This window comes from Algoriphagus aquaeductus, assembly GCF_003253485.1.
GTDB lineage: Bacteria > Bacteroidota > Bacteroidia > Cytophagales > Cyclobacteriaceae > Algoriphagus > Algoriphagus aquaeductus.
In genome coordinates, this window is the sequence record NZ_QKTX01000012.1 from 1 (window position 1) to 17,000 (window position 17,000).

At 43.2% G+C, this 17,000-nt stretch carries 16 protein-coding genes; 13 read left to right on the forward strand and 3 right to left on the reverse strand.

The window, feature by feature from the left end; all coding sequences use genetic code 11:
* Positions 1-71 precede the first annotated feature (71 nt).
* The 5 genes from CLV31_RS15400 to CLV31_RS15420 all read left to right on the forward strand — a co-directional run bounded on the left by CLV31_RS15400 (position 72) and on the right by CLV31_RS15420 (position 7,167).
* The gene (locus CLV31_RS15400; protein ID WP_111393806.1) at positions 72-797 is read left to right on the forward strand and encodes an ABC transporter ATP-binding protein; all 726 of its coding nucleotides are present in this window, start codon (positions 72-74) and stop codon (positions 795-797) included.
* The gene (locus CLV31_RS15405) at positions 794-1,756 is read left to right on the forward strand and encodes an MlaD family protein (protein ID WP_111393807.1); all 963 of its coding nucleotides are present in this window, start codon (positions 794-796) and stop codon (positions 1,754-1,756) included. The genes CLV31_RS15400 and CLV31_RS15405 overlap by 4 nt, the downstream gene beginning before the upstream one ends.
* A gap of 190 nt (positions 1,757-1,946) precedes the next feature.
* Positions 1,947-4,571, forward strand: a complete 2,625-nt coding sequence (gene alaS, locus CLV31_RS15410; RefSeq protein ID WP_111393923.1) for an alanine--tRNA ligase — start codon at positions 1,947-1,949, stop codon at positions 4,569-4,571.
* A gap of 18 nt (positions 4,572-4,589) precedes the next feature.
* Entirely contained in the window at positions 4,590-6,050 is a 1,461-nt protein-coding gene (gene gatB, locus CLV31_RS15415) for an Asp-tRNA(Asn)/Glu-tRNA(Gln) amidotransferase subunit GatB (protein ID WP_111393808.1), read from the forward strand.
* A gap of 4 nt (positions 6,051-6,054) precedes the next feature.
* Entirely contained in the window at positions 6,055-7,167 is a 1,113-nt protein-coding gene (locus CLV31_RS15420; protein WP_111393809.1) for a TlpA disulfide reductase family protein, read from the forward strand.
* 382 nt (positions 7,168-7,549) lie between these two features.
* Here the strand turns inward: CLV31_RS15420 and proC are convergent, their stop codons facing one another.
* Positions 7,550-8,350, reverse strand: a complete 801-nt coding sequence (proC, locus tag CLV31_RS15425; protein WP_111393810.1) for a pyrroline-5-carboxylate reductase — start codon at positions 8,348-8,350, stop codon at positions 7,550-7,552.
* A 182-nt stretch (positions 8,351-8,532) separates the two neighbouring features.
* Here proC and CLV31_RS15430 point away from each other — a divergent pair, with 182 nt between their 5' ends.
* The 6 genes from CLV31_RS15430 (at position 8,533) to rfbB (ending at position 13,041) form a co-directional block, all read left to right on the forward strand.
* The gene (locus tag CLV31_RS15430; RefSeq protein WP_111393811.1) at positions 8,533-8,952 is read left to right on the forward strand and encodes a hypothetical protein; all 420 of its coding nucleotides are present in this window, start codon (positions 8,533-8,535) and stop codon (positions 8,950-8,952) included.
* Positions 8,953-8,964: 12 nt separating this feature from the next.
* Positions 8,965-9,411, forward strand: coding sequence for a hypothetical protein (locus CLV31_RS15435; RefSeq protein WP_111393812.1), 447 nt, complete (start codon positions 8,965-8,967; stop codon positions 9,409-9,411).
* A 3-nt stretch (positions 9,412-9,414) separates the two neighbouring features.
* Positions 9,415-9,615 (forward strand): helix-turn-helix transcriptional regulator, encoded by a 201-nt coding sequence (locus CLV31_RS15440; protein ID WP_111393813.1) that lies wholly within the window; start codon positions 9,415-9,417, stop codon positions 9,613-9,615.
* A gap of 110 nt (positions 9,616-9,725) precedes the next feature.
* Entirely contained in the window at positions 9,726-10,892 is a 1,167-nt protein-coding gene (locus CLV31_RS15445) for a glycosyltransferase family 4 protein (RefSeq protein ID WP_111393814.1), read from the forward strand.
* A 39-nt stretch (positions 10,893-10,931) separates the two neighbouring features.
* Complete coding sequence (locus tag CLV31_RS15450; protein WP_111393815.1) at positions 10,932-11,993, forward strand: NAD-dependent epimerase; 1,062 nt, start codon at positions 10,932-10,934, stop codon at positions 11,991-11,993.
* Positions 11,986-13,041, forward strand: a complete 1,056-nt coding sequence (rfbB, locus tag CLV31_RS15455; protein WP_111393816.1) for a dTDP-glucose 4,6-dehydratase — start codon at positions 11,986-11,988, stop codon at positions 13,039-13,041. Before CLV31_RS15450 ends, rfbB begins: the two co-directional genes overlap by 8 nt.
* Before the next feature lie 55 nt (positions 13,042-13,096).
* On the opposite strand, the gene serA is transcribed toward rfbB, so the two are convergent.
* Positions 13,097-14,989, reverse strand: coding sequence for a phosphoglycerate dehydrogenase (gene serA / locus CLV31_RS15460; RefSeq protein ID WP_111393817.1), 1,893 nt, complete (start codon positions 14,987-14,989; stop codon positions 13,097-13,099).
* A gap of 217 nt (positions 14,990-15,206) precedes the next feature.
* Here serA and CLV31_RS15465 point away from each other — a divergent pair, with 217 nt between their 5' ends.
* Both CLV31_RS15465 and CLV31_RS15470 read left to right on the forward strand, forming a co-directional pair.
* Positions 15,207-15,722 (forward strand): DUF4920 domain-containing protein, encoded by a 516-nt coding sequence (locus CLV31_RS15465; RefSeq protein WP_111393818.1) that lies wholly within the window; start codon positions 15,207-15,209, stop codon positions 15,720-15,722.
* Positions 15,723-15,725: 3 nt separating this feature from the next.
* Positions 15,726-15,929: a hypothetical protein gene (locus tag CLV31_RS15470; RefSeq protein WP_111393819.1), complete on the forward strand. Its 204-nt coding sequence runs from the start codon at positions 15,726-15,728 to the stop codon at positions 15,927-15,929.
* A 160-nt stretch (positions 15,930-16,089) separates the two neighbouring features.
* Here CLV31_RS15470 and CLV31_RS15475 read toward each other — a convergent pair whose 3' ends face one another.
* Complete coding sequence (locus CLV31_RS15475) at positions 16,090-16,974, reverse strand: HAEPLYID family protein (RefSeq protein ID WP_111393820.1); 885 nt, start codon at positions 16,972-16,974, stop codon at positions 16,090-16,092.
* Positions 16,975-17,000: the final 26 nt, after the last annotated feature.

A 17,000-nucleotide genomic window follows, 5' to 3' on the forward strand; every position in this document is an offset into this window, starting at 1 on the left:
AAACCTCTACCAACTCCTGCCATCCAACTGGCCCAAATACCGCCCCAAATAAAAATCACTTTTTCTGCAATATGGGATTGGTCGGAGGGATACAATCATTTGGTAAAAACCATGTGTTGAATGACTTCTCTCTTTCTCTACGGGAAGAGGAGAATTTGGTGATTCTCGGAAAGTCCGGTTCGGGAAAATCGGTATTGATCAAATGTATCATCCGACTGATCGAACCTGATGCGGGAAAAATTGTGGTTCTGGGAAAAGATATTTCTGATTTAGACCAAGATGAAATGGACCTGCTCAGAAAGGATGTAGGCTTTCTTTTTCAAAGCAATGCCCTGTATGATTCCATGACGGTGCGTCAAAATCTGGAGTTTCCGCTACGAAGACATTGGACTGAAGAGGAAAGAAAAGAGCGGGCAGAGGAGGCTGTGAAAGAGGCATTGGAAGATGTGGGTTTGGCTCATACGATTGACATGATGCCCGCCGAACTTTCGGGAGGAATGAGAAAGCGGATTGCTCTTGCCCGGACACTGATTCTCAAGCCCAAGGTGATCCTGTATGATGAACCCACCACTGGCCTGGACCCGATAACCGGAAGGGAAATCAGCGAATTGATACTGAAAATTCAGAAAAAATATAAATCCTCTGCGATCATTATTTCCCATGATATGAACTGCATCAAGCTCACTGCCAATCGAATCATCATGCTGATCGATGGGAAAAATTATGCCTGTGACACATTTGAAAAATTAACCCGACTCGAAGATCCCAAAGTCAGCGAGTTTTTCGAAGGATTATGAAGGATGATAAAAAAATAGCCAATACCAAGCTTGGAGCCATGGTCATGGCGGGTCTGATTTTCCTGGTTTTTTCCCTTTATATGATCGGGAAAAATCAGAACATCTTTGGTTCATCCCTTATCGTGATCGCCGAGGTAACGGAAGTAAACGGACTTTTGCCGGGGAATAACGTCCGATTCAAAGGAATGGATATTGGAACGGTCAAGGATATCGAAATGTGGAATGACTCCACTATACATGTGCGGATGCTGATCCACAAATCCATGGTGCCCTACATCCAAAAAAACGCCTTGACCACAATCAACTCAGATGGCTTAATGGGCAATAAAATCATTCAAATCCATCCTCAGGAAGGAACTTCCTCTCCAATTGAAAAAGGAGATATCCTGTATTCTTTGCCACAAATGAACGCAGAGGCCTTGATGGGTAAGCTGGAGACCTCAGGAGAATACTTGGAAAAAACGTTGGCTAACCTAGCTGAAATCACTGAAAAGCTGAATCAGAGTGAGGCATTTTGGAATCTTCTCTCCGATCCAACCCTTTCTTCGGAAATCAAATCTTCTGTGGTCGAATTTCGGAACGCGGGTGCTAATGCCTCTCAGTTGGCGAAAGAAGGCCGAGATATGATCCGCACGCTGAGGGAAGGAGACGGTATGGTAAACAAACTTTTTACTGATACCGTCAGCGCTGCCCGACTTGATAATTCATTGAGGCAGTTGGAACAGGCCGGAGCGGATGCGGCCTTGGTGATGAAAAGTGTTCGGGAGGTACTTGCTCAAGTAGAATCCGGGCAGGGCACGGCTGGGATGATTTTATCTGATTCGGTATTCAAAGCTCAAATGCAGCGGACCATGCAGAATGTCGAAAGCAGCACCTACAATTTCAATCAAAATATGGAAGCCTTGAAGCGCAATTTTCTCTTCAGGAAGTATTTCAAAAAGCAGGAAAAGGAAAAATAACCCGATCAAACTCTAAAATATCTTCCTTGTTGATCATTTTGCCTGATCAGGAGCTGTTTGGACTCGGACTTCAAATTCCTGATTCATTTGCTCATAAGCCCGCCAATTCTGTTAATTTTGTCACCCGATAAAAAATGCCCAAATCATGGGCTGGAATAAGATTTTACCTAAACTGCACCTCAGACCTTCCATGGAAGCCAAGAAAATCCGGAGTACCTTCATCGAGTTTTTCCAATCCAAACAGCATCAGTACGTTCCTTCTTCCCCCATCGTGGTCAAAAACGACCCGACGCTCATGTTTACAAACGCGGGGATGAATCAATTCAAAGACGCTTTTCTCGGCAACGAGATCGCCAAATATTCCCGAGTAGCCAATTCACAAAAATGCCTTCGCGTCAGCGGTAAGCACAACGACCTGGAAGAGGTCGGCGTGGATACCTATCACCACACCATGTTTGAAATGTTGGGCAACTGGTCCTTTGGAGATTATTTCAAAAAAGAAGCCATCGAATGGGCTTGGGAACTCCTGACCGAAGTCTACAAACTTCCAAAAGACCGTTTGTATGTTTCTGTATTTCAAGGAGATGAAGGGGATAAGCTCGAAAAAGATCAGGAGGCCTTTGACCTTTGGAAAGGAATTGTCGCCGAGGATCGAATCATCATGGGTTCCAAGAAGGATAATTTCTGGGAAATGGGCGATACCGGACCCTGTGGTCCTTGCTCTGAAATCCACGTGGACCTGAGATCGGAAGCCGAGCGAGCTGCTGTCCCCGGTCGGGATTTGGTCAACAATGACCATCCTCAAGTGATCGAAATCTGGAATTTGGTGTTCATGCAATTTAACCGCTTGGCTGACGGAAGTCTGAAAGAACTTCCTGCCAAGCATGTGGATACCGGAATGGGCTTTGAGCGTTTGGTCCGTGCAATCCAGATGAAATCTTCCAACTACGATACCGATCTTTTCGGTCCTTTTATCAAGGCTTTGGAAGTGAAGTCAGGCAAAACCTATGGAAAAGACGAGCCGACTGATATCGCATTCCGGGTGATTGTGGATCATATCCGCGCGATTTCGTTTACCATCGCTGACGGTCAGATTCCTTCCAACAATAAAGCCGGGTACGTCATCCGGAGAATCCTGAGAAGAGCGGTTCGCTATGGCTATACTTTTTTAGGCTTCCATCAGCCGTTTTTGTATGAACTGACGCCTTTGATTGCGCAATATTTCGGAGAGGTCTTCCCTGAGGTTAGGGCTCAGCAGGAATTTATCTCCAAGGTGATTCAGGAGGAAGAGGCTTCTTTCTTGAGGACATTGGATAATGGCCTCAAGATGCTGGAGTCTATCAAAGCAGAACTCCATGCCAAAGGTGACCAGGTGATAGCCGGCAAAACTGCCTTTGAACTGTATGATACCTACGGTTTCCCCTTGGATCTGACCTCCTTGATCGCCAGAGAAAATGGATTCTCAGTAGATGAAAAGGGCTTTGGAGAGGAGATGGAAAAGCAAAAGACCCGCTCGCGGGCTGCTTCCGAACAGGAGACAGGGGATTGGGTATTTGTCAGTGAAGATACAGGCGTGGAGTTTATCGGTTACGATTTTACAGAGACCTACTCCCATATCGTCAAGCACCGAACCATCACCGATAAAAAAGGAGATCGATACCAATTGGTATTGGACAAGACGCCTTTCTATGCCGAAAGCGGCGGGCAGGTAGGGGATACCGGTTGGTTGATTTCTGATTCAGAAAAGATTCGGGTAATGGATACCAAAAAAGAAAATGACTTGATTGTTCATTTTGTGGAAAAGCTTCCTTCAAACCCGGAGAAACGATTTTCTGCCGAAGTTGACCGGGAAAAGCGACAGCTGACCATGAATAACCACACGGCTACCCACTTGCTGCAATCTGCTTTGAAAGCTGTATTGGGCGATCATATCCAGCAGCGGGGTTCTTTGGTCAATGAAAACCTGCTTCGATTCGACTTTTCTCACTTTGGTAAAATGACAGACGAAGAAATCTCAAAGGTGGAGGATATCGTCAATGCGAAGATTCGAGAGAATATTTCGCTGGTAGAGCAGCGGAATGTGCCGATCGAAGAAGCCAAAAAAATGGGTGCTACCGCACTTTTCGGTGAAAAATACGGTGACTTTGTCCGTGTCATTACCTTTGATAAAGATTTTTCCGTTGAGCTTTGTGGAGGTACCCATGTGCCGTCTACGGGTCAGATCGGACTTTTCAAGATTACATCCGAAGGCTCAATTTCATCAGGAGTCAGAAGAATTGAGGCGATTACTTCCAAAGCAGCCGAGACGTATTTGCGTGAGCAAGAGGCCTTGTTGAAGGAACTTCAGGAATTGCTGAAAAACCCAAGAGACTTGAAAAAGGCGGTGGAGTCGCTGATTCTGGAGCGAAATGAACTGAAAAAGGAAATCGAAAGCTTCCATTTGGAGAAGGCTTCTGGAGTGAAAAACCAATTATTGAATCAGTTTGTAGAAAAAGAGGGAGTGAATATTCTGATTGCACAGGTGGAGCTTCCGAATGCCGATTCCTTGAAAAAATTGGCCTATGAGTTAAAAAATGAAGTGACGAATGCTTTGGTAGTGTTGGCCGCCAAGATTGAAGATAAACCGCAGATTGCCGTGATCTTGGAAGACGGCCTGGTCGTTTCAAAAGGTTGGAATGCAGGTCAGTTGGTTAGGGATTTGGCCAAAGAAATCCAAGGTGGAGGAGGAGGTCAGGCTTTCTTTGCTACCGCAGGTGGAAAGGATTTGGCCGGTTTGGAGAAAGTGGTCTTGAAGGCTAAAGAAATGTTTTTATAATCGCTGAAAGTCCATGCAATGTTAAGCGAAGAAATCAAGAGTAAATATCAGTTGGTAGTCGGACTGGAAGTTCATGCCCAGCTATTGACTGCGAGTAAAATATTTGCCTCAGACTCAACAGAGTTTGGGAATCTACCCAATAGGCAGGTTTCTGTGATTACATTGGGACATCCCGGCACCTTGCCCAAATTAAACAAAAAGGTCATTGAGTATGCCGTAAAAATGGGCTTGGCCTGTAATTCGGAGATTACCAGAACCAACATTTTTTCACGAAAAAATTACTTCTATCCCGATCTTCCCAAAGGTTATCAGATCACGCAAGACAAGGGTCCGATCTGTGTGGGAGGTGTGGTTCCGATCATTTTGCCGGATGGGACCGAAAAGGAAATCAGACTCAATCGGGTCCACATGGAAGAAGATGCCGGGAAATCGATTCATCTCGCGGGAGAAACGGATACCTTGGTCGATTTTAACCGGGCAGGTACTCCGTTGGTTGAGATTGTAACGGAGCCTGATATTCGCACTTCTGAGGAAGCCTATGCGTTTTTGGCAGAGATCAAAAAACTCGTCAAGTACCTCGATATCTGTGACGGAAATATGGAAGAGGGGTCTTTGCGATGCGATGCCAACGTATCCATCATGCTCAAGGGGGCTTCGGAATATGGAAAGAAAGTGGAAATCAAAAACATGAATTCCTTTCGAAATGTGGCCCGTGCGATCGATCATGAGTTTGAGAGGCAAGTGGAATTGATCGAGGCCGGTGAGCCAATTGTTTCTGAAACCCGAACCTATGATCCTACGACTGGTACTTCCACGAGCATGCGAACTAAAGAGGATCTGAACGATTATCGATACTTCCCGGAACCAGATCTGAGTCCGGTGGTAATTTCCGAAGAGTGGCTCCATTCGATCAAAAGTCAAATGCCTGCTCTTCCCAAGGAATTGTATCATAAATTCATGGATGTGTATGGACTGCCTTCTTATGATGCAAGTTTTCTGACTGAGGCGAAGGAAATTGCGCTTTGGTTTGAAGAGCTTTGTTTAAAAACGACTAACTATAAAGCGGCTTCTAACTGGGTAATGGGTCCCATCAAGTCATTGCTGAACGAATATGCGCTTCATATCAATGATTTCCCAATTAAACCCCAAACTTTGGCGGACCTGATTGACTTGATTGATGAAGGAAAGGTTTCGTTTACTGCGGCTTCCCAAAAGATTTATCCCGAATTGGTCAAATCCGCCTCAGAGTCGCCCTTGGAGGTTGCCAAACGCCTCAACTTGATTCAGGAAAGCGATGCGGATTCACTCAAACCAATCGTTGAACAGGTTTTGAGTGAAAACACCAAGAAGGTTGCCGAATATAAATCAGGAAAGAAAGGCCTGATCGGAATGTTTATGGGAGAAGTGATGAAAAAATCTCATGGAAAAGCAGACCCTAAAGTGGCCACGAAAATATTAACCGAGTTATTGGAAAAGTAATCTTATGAAAAAATCTATGATAGGAGTATGGGTCTTGGCCGTTACGGCTTTTTTCTCCTGTGGAGGAAGTGAAACTGCCACAGAAGGCAAAGTTCTGATCACCGGAAAAATCGAAAATGCCCCTCAGGGATTGGTCATTTTGACTCAGTATACCGACAGCAGGCCAAAGGTATTAGACACCTTGGAGGTTAATGGAAAAGGAGAGTTTACTTATGATTTGGAGGTGAATACACCGACCTTTTATGAGTTGAATCTTTATGGTCAGCGTGCGGTGAAGTTGGCGCTTTTTAAGGAAAATGTGGAGGTGAATTTTAATTTCTCCGACCCAGGCAGCTTGAAAATCGAAGGATCTTCAGATTCCAAAGAGATGCTGAAGCTCGAAAAACTTATGGAAGAGTACCAGCTAACCGTGAACGCGTTAAATGAGCAGTATTATGAAGCCATGAGCAAAAACGATACGGAATCAATCAAACGGATACAGATGGAGGCGATGACTCTGGAATCTCAGCAAGCCGAAAAAGTCAAAGAAATGATTAACAGCATGGGAGATTCTTTTGCATCTCTGGCAGCTATCGGGTTACTCAATCCAAAAAATGACTTTCCATTTATCGATGAATTGGTTTCCAGACTTAATGAAAATTATCCCGGTACCACATCCATTATGCAGATGAAACAGCAATTGGATGAAATGAGGGCTCTTTCTGTGGGTCAGGTGGCCCCGGATATTGAGCTTCCCGATCCCAATGGAAATATGGTTAAGCTATCGGATTTAAGAGGAAAATATGTGCTGATTGATTTTTGGGCAGCTTGGTGTAAGCCTTGTCGTCAAGAAAATCCCAATGTGGTAAGATTGTACAATCAGTACAAAAGCAAAGGATTTGAGGTCTTTGGGGTGTCTCTCGACCGAACCAAGGAGGATTGGGTGAAAGCCATCGCTGATGATCAACTGACTTGGACTCATGTTTCGGATCTGAAGTATTTCAACTCTGCTGCGGCTGAGCTTTATAAAATTGAGGCCATTCCAGCCACTTACATGATTGACCCTGATGGGAAAATTATTGCCAAGGATTTGAGAGGTCCAAGTCTGGAAAATAAACTGGCAGAACTGTTTGATTGAAATCGTTTGGTCTGATCAATCAAAAGCCTTCTGATTTTTTCAGAAGGCTTTTTTTATGAGCAGAAAATTAATTCAAGAGAAAAGGAAGGAGAAAAAGTTACCAAACAGTCCTTCCTTTAAAAGTCGCTTCTTTGAAAAAGAATTAGCAAAAGTTGTTTATCACCCGAGACAAAACTAATGAAAAGATTCAAAAGAAAAACAATTCTAAATTTATTCTTTTTTTATCTTATTGTAATATTTTAATATAAAGATAGATTTTATTGATGTGGTTATTTTCGAAATCGTTTTTAGGCTTCAGGATGCGGGTTTTTGGTCTGAAAAAAAAAATAAAAAAAAAGCCTGCTCATTTCGAGCAGGCATCTGAATAGGGGTGATTTTGTAGTTATTTTCCAATTTTTTCATAACTGGCGATTACTCCTCGGACCATAGCCGAGCTGAATCCCTGGTGTTCCATCTCATTTAATCCTACGATGGTACATCCTTTTGGAGTAGTCACCTTGTCAATGGCGGCCTCTGGGTGAATGTTTTTTTGAATCATCAATTCGGCTGCTCCTTTGACTGTTTGATTCACAATTTTACTTGCCGTAACTGAATCAAATCCTATTTGAATACCTCCCTGAATCATGGCACGCATAAATCTTAGGACATATGCTATGCCACAGGCTCCCAACACGGTCGCTGCCTCCATCAGGTTTTCATCAATGGAAATGGTAAACCCGATGGAATCAAACAATTCTTTGATCATTTCTACTTGATAGGGATTCGCCTGTTCGTGGCAAATGCAGGTGATGGATTCCTGAATATCTGCGGCAATGTTTGGCATTGCTCGGAAAACGACCGTTTTCGAGTCCAGAACTTCATACATTTCTTTTAAAGAAACTCCGGTTGCAAGAGAGATGATCACCTGTTTATCAGGATTCAATACGGGGTTTATCTCCTTCAAAATGTGAGTCACATTGAAGGGTTTAACACCCAGCAAAATCAGGTCGGAGTACTTTGCCGCAGCAACATTATCGGTATGGACGTGCACTCCTTTTGCTTCAAATTCCGAAAGGCTTGAAGTATTTCGCTTGGTAAGGGTGAGGTTTTTTGGATCAAAGTCACCTCTCATCAGCAGTCCATTGGCTATCGAAGCACCTAGGTTTCCGCATCCGATAATGGCAATTTTTACTTTGGATATCATGAAAATCGATTTTAAACAGGTTTGATTGATTAAAGGTAATCAAATCAACAGCCTTTTGACAGATTGAAAGGCCATCAAATTGTTCATTCACTGAATAGGCCGAGTAATTAATGAAAAAAATTGCAAAAATATTTTGACATAAAGTAAAGTTTGTTTTACATTTAGGAAAACAAACATTACTTATGGAAAAGAATTCAATTTTAAATGTTCCCCTGCTTTCTCCCGGATGGAAAAAGCTGGGCGATGTGTTTTTTCCCTTACCGGTCTTTATGGTGATCGGGATGGCCTTTGTCAATCCAACTATTGACCCCAATGATTCCGCACAGGTTATTTATGCGTTCTGGGCGATTGGTTTTGGAATATTGAACCTTACCAGAGAAAAAGTGGAGGATGAGATGATCCGGAGTTTCAGACTTCAGGCATTTCAGACAGGCTTTTTTTGGCTGATTTGGGGTATTGGGGCACTTATGATAATCAATTACCTGAGGTTTGACCGGATCACTTCAGAGATGTTCACTGCCTACCTGATTCTTTTTCTGCTCAATTGCTATATCTATGGAGCATTTCAATATCAGAAATACCTATCCAACAAAGAAGACTAAACCTAAACTGCCATGCTTACCAAGATTCTACTGCCGCACCGCTATCAGCTATTGGGTTGGATTTTTATTCTACCTTTTGCTGCCTTGCTTTTCGCCAACAATTACTTTGACTTCAATTTTGCCTGGTTGGAATTGGAGTTTCGGGAAGGGGCTCTTTTTGAGGACTCCAAAGAAAATTTCACCAATGAGTTGGCTTTGATGGGAGTATTTATTTCCCTTTTCTTGATTGCATTTTCCCGGGAAAAAGAAGAAGATGAATACATCCAGAAAATCCGATTGGATTCTCTTTTGATCGCTTGTTATGCCAACACTTTTATATTAATCATTGGAACCTTGATTTTTTATGGGTTTGGATATCTGGAATTCATGGGTTACAATATGTTTACCATTCAATTGATCTTTATTGCTCGGTTTCGCTGGGTTTTGAATCGGGACCGTAAATCCTTGAAATTGGCTTAACCGATGAAAAATTCCATAAAAGTAGAACGGGCCAAGAAAGATATGACCCAGCAGGACTTGGCGGAAAAAGTGCAAGTCAGCCGACAAACCATTAATTCCATTGAGGCAGGGAAATATGTGCCCTCGACCGTGTTGGCCTTGAAAATTGCCCGGGAATTTGGGGCTAGGCTGGAGGATATTTTCGAATTGGAGGAAGGGGATTAAGTTTTAAAAAGGCAAATTCCTAACGTAAAATAGGTTTTGGCCTGTGGATTGCAAATTGAAAGCTAGCTTTGCCTCAAAAGCCATACATTTGCAATCCTAATTTTTGTTAGATGCCCAAGCTGATTCGAATCACCACCGTTCCCCTTTCCCTCAAACTTCTACTGACAGGACAGATGAAGTTTATGAAAGCACAAGGTTGGGAAGTGATCATGGTAAGTGCGGATGGAAGGGAGATTTCTCAAGTAGTCAAGAGTGAGGGGGTCAGGCACGAAGTGGTACCCTTCACCAGGATGATTACTCCCTGGAATGACTTAAAATGCCTATGGAGGCTCTATCAACTTTTCAGAAGCGAAAAACCGGATATTGTTCACACCCACACCCCCAAAGCAGGATTGTTGGGGATGGTTGCTGCAAATCTTGCTGGAGTCAAAATTCGGCTGCATACCTTGGCAGGAATTCCCGCAATGGCTGCCGAGGGGCGTAAAAAAGGGCTGTTAGAAAACGTCGAAAAGTGGACCTATGCCAATGCGACCGAAGTGTGGCCCAACTCCCAAGGCTTGTTCAAATTTGTATTGAAACAGGGCTTGACCAATGAACTCAAACTAAAATTGATCGGACAAGGCTCCTCAAACGGTGTTGATCTGACCAAATTCAACCGTGCTTCGCTCAAAGAAAACCACTTGGTAGCAGCTACCATGAGGATTATGCCCGGTGAGGATGATTTTATCATTTTAGCCGTAGGGAGATTGGTTAAGGACAAAGGAATCGAAGAACTGGTCTCTGCATTTACTAATTCAAAGATCGTAGGAATGTCAAAATTGGTGCTCTTGGGTGAATTTGAACAGCAATTGAATCCGATTTCCCAAGAGACTATTCAGACCATTCGGGAACATCCAAAAATCATCCAGATTGATTGGACGGATCATGTACCACATTATTTGGCTTTGGCAGATGTCTTGGTTCATGCCTCTCATCGAGAGGGATTTCCCAATGTGTTATTGGAGGCCGGGGCCATGCAAGTTCCTGTCATTTGCTCGGACATTATCGGCAACACAGATCTCATTACCCAACAAAAAACAGGTCTGATTTTTCCGGTGAAAGATGCAGCTGTTTTAAGAGAAGCTTTGGAATTTGCTTTCGTAAAAAGGGATAAAATGGCACAATATGCGGAAAACCTCTACCACTATGTGTTGTCCAACTTCGAAAGAAGTCGCGTCCATCAAGAAATTTTTAACAACTATCAGCGGCTTTTAAAAGCTGCCGAAATGGGGGAATAGCGTATATTTGGCCTCAAACCAAATGTTGAAGTTTTCTTTATGAAATTTCTCGTAACCGGCACAGCCGGATTTATCGGGTTCCATGTGGCCCAATTTCTTATCGATCGGGGAGATGAAGTAGTTGGACTGGATGTGATCAATGATTATTACGATATCAACCTCAAGTATTCCAGATTAGAGTATCGGGGGATTTCAAAGGATAAAATCCAAAAAGGCAAACTTGTCCAATCAGAGACCAATCCCAAGTACCGGTTTATTCAATTGGATCTAGTGGAAAAGGAACCTTTAATGGACCTGTTTAAGGAAGAAAAATTTGATATGGTCATCCACCTCGCGGCCCAGGCCGGAGTAAGGTATTCCCTGACTCATCCGGAGGTCTATATTCAGAGCAATATCATGGCCTTTTTGAATATTCTGGAATGTTGCCGATTCTATCCGGTCAAGCATTTGGTTTATGCAAGTTCCAGCTCAGTATATGGAGCCAATGAAAAAATGCCGTTCTCCACTTCTCACAGTGTAGATCATCCCATTTCTCTTTACGCTGCATCCAAAAAATCCAACGAGCTGATGGCCCATACTTACAGCCATCTGTTTGGAATTCCCACTACAGGCTTGCGGTTTTTCACTGTATATGGCCCTTGGGGAAGACCCGATATGGCCCTTTTTCTGTTTACGGAGGCAATTTTAAAAGGTGAGCCGATACAAGTATTCAACTATGGAAAGATGAAACGGGATTTTACCTATATCGAAGACATTGTTCAGGGTGTGGTCAAGGTCGCAGATCGACCTGCCAGACCCAATCCTGATTTTGACGGTCAAAATCCGGATCCAGGAAGCTCCAGGGTTCCCTACAAAATTTACAATATTGGCAATTCTTCTCCGGTATTATTGATGGATTACATTCATGCGATCGAAAAAGGGCTGAATAAAGAAGCAAAAATGGAATTGCTTCCGCTTCAGCCCGGTGACGTCCCTGCATCTCATGCAGATGTAGAAGATCTGGTAAGAGATACGGGGTATAAGCCTTCCACTTCCATTGAAAAAGGAGTGAAGGCGTTCACTGATTGGTATTTAAGCTATTACAAAACAACAAATGTCTAAATCAATTTTAATTACAGGCGGAGCCGGTTTTATCGGCAGTCATGTGGTCAAACTTTTTGTCGAGAAATATCCTCACTATAAAATCGTGAATCTCGATGCGTTGACCTATGCGGGCAACTTGGAAAACCTCAAGGAAGTACAGCACGAGCCCAATTACTTTTTTGAAAAAGTAGATATCCAAGATTCCGATGCCCTGGAAGAGGTTTTTGACAGGCATGGAATCTCAGATGTTATTCATCTTGCTGCGGAATCTCACGTAGATCGGTCGATCTCCGATCCATTGGCTTTTGTCAAAACAAATGTCTTTGGAACGGTCAATCTGCTCAACGCTGCCAAGAAAGCTTGGGAAGGAGAATTGGGCTTACACTTGTTTTATCATGTGTCCACTGATGAAGTGTATGGTTCGCTCCACGATGGAGGGTTTTTTCTGGAAACTACGCCATATGATCCGCAATCCCCTTACTCAGCTTCCAAAGCGGCCTCGGATCACTTTGTCAGAGCCTACGCCAATACCTATAAAATGAAAACTGTAGTTTCCAATTGCTCCAATAACTACGGCCCCAATCATTTTCCGGAAAAACTGATTCCCCTTTGTATCAACAATATCAAAAACTTGAAGCCACTTCCTGTCTATGGCAAAGGGGAAAATGTCCGTGATTGGCTATTTGTCAAAGATCACGCAAGAGCGATCGATACTGTATTTCATCAGGGAAAGCCGGGAGAAACGTATAACATCGGAGGGTTCAACGAGTGGAAAAATATCGATATCGTCCGACTCCTATGTAAAAAGATGGATGAAAAACTCGGACGAGAGAAAGGAACATCCGAAAAGCTGATCACTTTCGTTCAAGATCGTGCCGGCCATGACCATCGCTATGCGATAGATGCAACCAAAATCCAAAAAGAATTGGGATGGGAGCCCAGCCTGCAATTCGAGGAAGGGATAGACCTGACTATCGACTGGTACTTGGCCAATCAGGATTGGCTGGATCATGTAACCAGTGGTTCCTATCAGGAGTATTACAAAGAGTTGTACGAAGGCAGATAGAAAATCAAAAGCCCCGAGAGTCATCCCGGGGCTTTCATTTTAGGAGGTTAATAAGTTAATAAAGCGTTCTGAACCGGATGGTCCCCGGAATATTTTTGAGGGCCTCAATGGCATCTGCTTCATAGACCTTGTCGATATCCGTGATTACATATCCGATTTTCTCGTTGGTTTTCAGGTATTGCCCGACAATGTTGATATTATATCCTGCCAAAACCTGGTTGATTTTTGCCAATACTCCGGGTTCGTTGTGGTGGATATGAATCAAGCGGTGGGCATCTTTTAAGAAGGGAAGCTGGATGTTTGGGAAGTTGACCGAATTGTAGGTGTTTCCGGTATTGATGTACTCCATAATTTTTCCTGGGACAAATCGGGCGATGTTTTCCTGGGCTTCCAAAGTGCTTCCTCCGATATGAGGAGTAAGAATCGTATTAGGCAATCCTTTCAGTTCTGATTCAAACGGTTCCTTATTGTTTTTTGGCTCTTCTGGAAACACATCTACCGCACAGCCGGCCAAATGACCGGATAGGATGGCGTCCCTGAGTGCTGGAATATCCACCACATGTCCCCGGCTGAGATTGACCAAAATTGCCCCGGGCTTCATTTTTTTGATTTTCTCCTGATCGATTAGGCATTTGTTGTCTTTTCTGCCATCTACGTGAAGGGAAATGACATCACAAGTTTCCAAAAGTTCATCTAGGGTACTGAGTTTGGTGGCATTCCCCAAGGCCAATTTTTCGATCACATCGTAATAAAACACATTCATACCGAGGTTTTCTGCCAATACCGAAAGCTGTGCACCGATATTTCCATATCCCACGATTCCCAGTTTTTTACCACGAATTTCGAATGATCCGGTAGCCGATTTGTCCCACTTGCCTTGGTGCATCCCTACAGATTTGTCCTGGAATCTTCTCATCAGAAAGATAATTTCCGCGATCGCCATTTCTACCACGGATCGGGTATTGGAGTATGGGGCATTGAAGACGGCAATTCCCTTTCTTTGGCACTCTTCCAAATCGATCTGATTGGTACCGATACAAAAGGCTCCGACGGCCAGGAGTCGGTTGGCATTGTCCAGGACTTTTTTGGTTACATTGGTCTTAGACCGAATCCCCAAGATGGAAACATTTTTAATTTTTTCACAGAGTTCCTCCTCGCTCATGGCGCCCGTGGCCACCTCTACCTGATAGCCTTCCTCTTTGAGTAATTCTACACCAATAGGATGGACATTTTCGAGTAAAAGGACTTTAATCCGGCTTTTGGGATAAGAAAATTTAGTATTCAATTTGTTGATGTATAAAATTTCGTCAAAACTGGGTGCAATATGGTCTGCCTGGCTGGTAACTCTGGGTCTGTGGACGTTTTCTGTGAACGCGTAAAACTTATTGGCAAGGCCTGAGGCTTTGATTTCATAATCGGTGTATCCGTCACCAATTACGTAAATTTCACCTTCTAAATTTACGTTACGGATGGTTTCCGCCTTTCCGTTGTTTTTGGAAAGCGGATTATCCCGGTTGAAATCAATGATTTTTCCGTTCTCATCGTAGACAAAATCATTGGCAAATACATTTTCTCGTTGAATGCCATATTCGCTCACTATCGGAATAATGAAATCTTTAAATCCATTCGAGATGATAAAAACATCCTTTCCGTTGTCTTTCAGCCATTCTTTATTCCGTTCAAAGGATTTGGAGACTTTCAGCCTTAGCCGCTCGATCAGTTCAGCAATCTGTGATCTATTGGCTTGAAGGATCGCCAGTCGTTGTTCTAGACTTTCCCGGAAGGTGATGGTTCCCTCCATTCCTTTATCGGTGATCTCTTTGATGGCTTGAAGCTTGGAATCCTGATCGGGATCGTTTTTGAGGCTTATTTCTCCTAAAATATCCAAAGCTTCTACTTGGGTAAAGGTACTGTCAAAATCAATAATGAACTTTTTGGTGTAAGGCATAAGTGCAGGGTCAATAGGTCGTTGAGTCTGTAAAATTACAGGATTGTTAAAAAATCTGAAGTTTTGTTGACAGAATTAATCGAAAAGTTTTTTCTCGTTAAAAAAATAAAAATCGATGCCCTTTTCATTCGAAGGTTTCGAAATTCTAGGGTTGGGCTTTGAATAATTTTTTCCCTTTGAGAATTGGTTTATTTTTGACTTTCAAACGCTACTATTTATGAAAAAGACACTGATTCCAATCGCCCTGACTGTGACCCTGGGTATTTTTTCCTGCAAAAATCAAGCAACTGACTCTCCCAAAACAACCTATGAAGTAGTAGGGGAGGCCGAGATAGTTCCGGGCAATTATGGTGATGTCATAGAAGAAAAAAATGTCAGCAATCTTTCTGAAATGGTTTCCAAGGTAGAAGCCGAAGGTACATTTGACGGTAAGATTAGTGGAGAAATCAAAGAAGTGTGCACCAAAAAAGGATGTTGGTTTGCTATGGAGCTTCCGAATGGACAATCGATGAGGGTAACTTTCAAAGATTACGGGTTTTTTATACCAACCAATTCCCAGGGTTTTCCTATTGTCCTTCAGGGGGTAGCCACTCTTTCTGAAACAGATGTGGAGACGCTGAGACACTTTGCAGAGGATCAAGGTAAGTCCAAGGAAGAGGTTGATGCGATTACAGAGCCCAAAAAGGAAATTACCTTTGAGGCAACCGGGGTTGTGATCAAATCTAAAGCATAATGTATGGCTTTGGCATTGGACAACTTGAGAGTGGGGCGAGTGTATAAATTGGTCAATCAGGGCGAAGTCCGAAAAATCGAAGTCATGTCCCGGATTTCCGGAGAAAATTTTAAAGTAAAAGATTTGGATACTTTAGAGCATTATACGCTTTATGAACTCCTTCAGTGGGGAAAAGGAAAAGATTATGATCTGGAAGAGATTAGATGAAATTCCCATGAGAATGGCTTCAACTTGTCACGTCCGCCGCGGCGGATCGGGAGGTAAATGATTATCCAGGGCATTCTCCCGATGAAAGATCGGGACAGGCTATGTGGCAAATGAAAATCAAACAATAATCAAATTAAAAAAGGGGCGATTCGCCCCTTTTTTAATGAAATGTCCGAAAACCAGGTTCATAAATGATTCGAACGAAAGAACCCAAACCTGCATCGGGTTGACCGATAGGTATGGCAGAGACAATACCGACCATTAGATTCTCAGCAAGCCCCAGACGCATTTGAGGCCTTAGTGTTGTGGTCAAGGTTCCCGCATGGATTTCCTGGTTGACTTCCATCCCTATAAAATTACGGGTACCTGTGACCATGTAGTGAAAATTAAGATTGATTTCATAGGTGAAATCCGTTCCTCTGTCAAATTCTCTGAGTATTCTAGGTCCAGTATAGACAAGGGTGTGATAATTGGTTCCCCATCGCTTGGCAGCGACAAAGAATGGATTATAGATGTTTCCCTTCCATGCCCGGTCCTTTCCGAGACGATTGAGATCCGCCAGTTCAAATTCATGAATATATCCCAAGGCCATGGAGACATTTCTTTTCTCAGAAACCAAAAAGGTGTACTGAGAGGCCAGCTTGAGTGATTCCAGTCGGTTGGCGGGAATGGTGCCTTCTCGGCCTCCGTTGCGGAAGGAGTAGATACTCATTGGGAGCTCAACCTCGAATCCCAATCGATCTACAGGAGCCCATTCGTATTCGATTAAGGCGTGAAATTCGTCGTATCTCCTTTTGTCCTGCATTCCCATGGCCACATTCCATTCTTTTTCTCCTTTTCGGGCACCCAAATCCCGAATTAGATCAATGTATAATGGCTCGGCATGTAGGACTTTTGGCCGAATAGATCCCGGAACATTTTCGATTTCATCGATAAATAAGCTGTCCAGAATCGTACGCTGGATTTTGAGGGTATCTATGGCTTCTTGAGCCAATAATCCTAAGCTCTGAAGCCCCAAAAGGGTCAGAATCAAGAGTTTTTTCATTGTTGTAGTTGATTTTTAAAAGATGT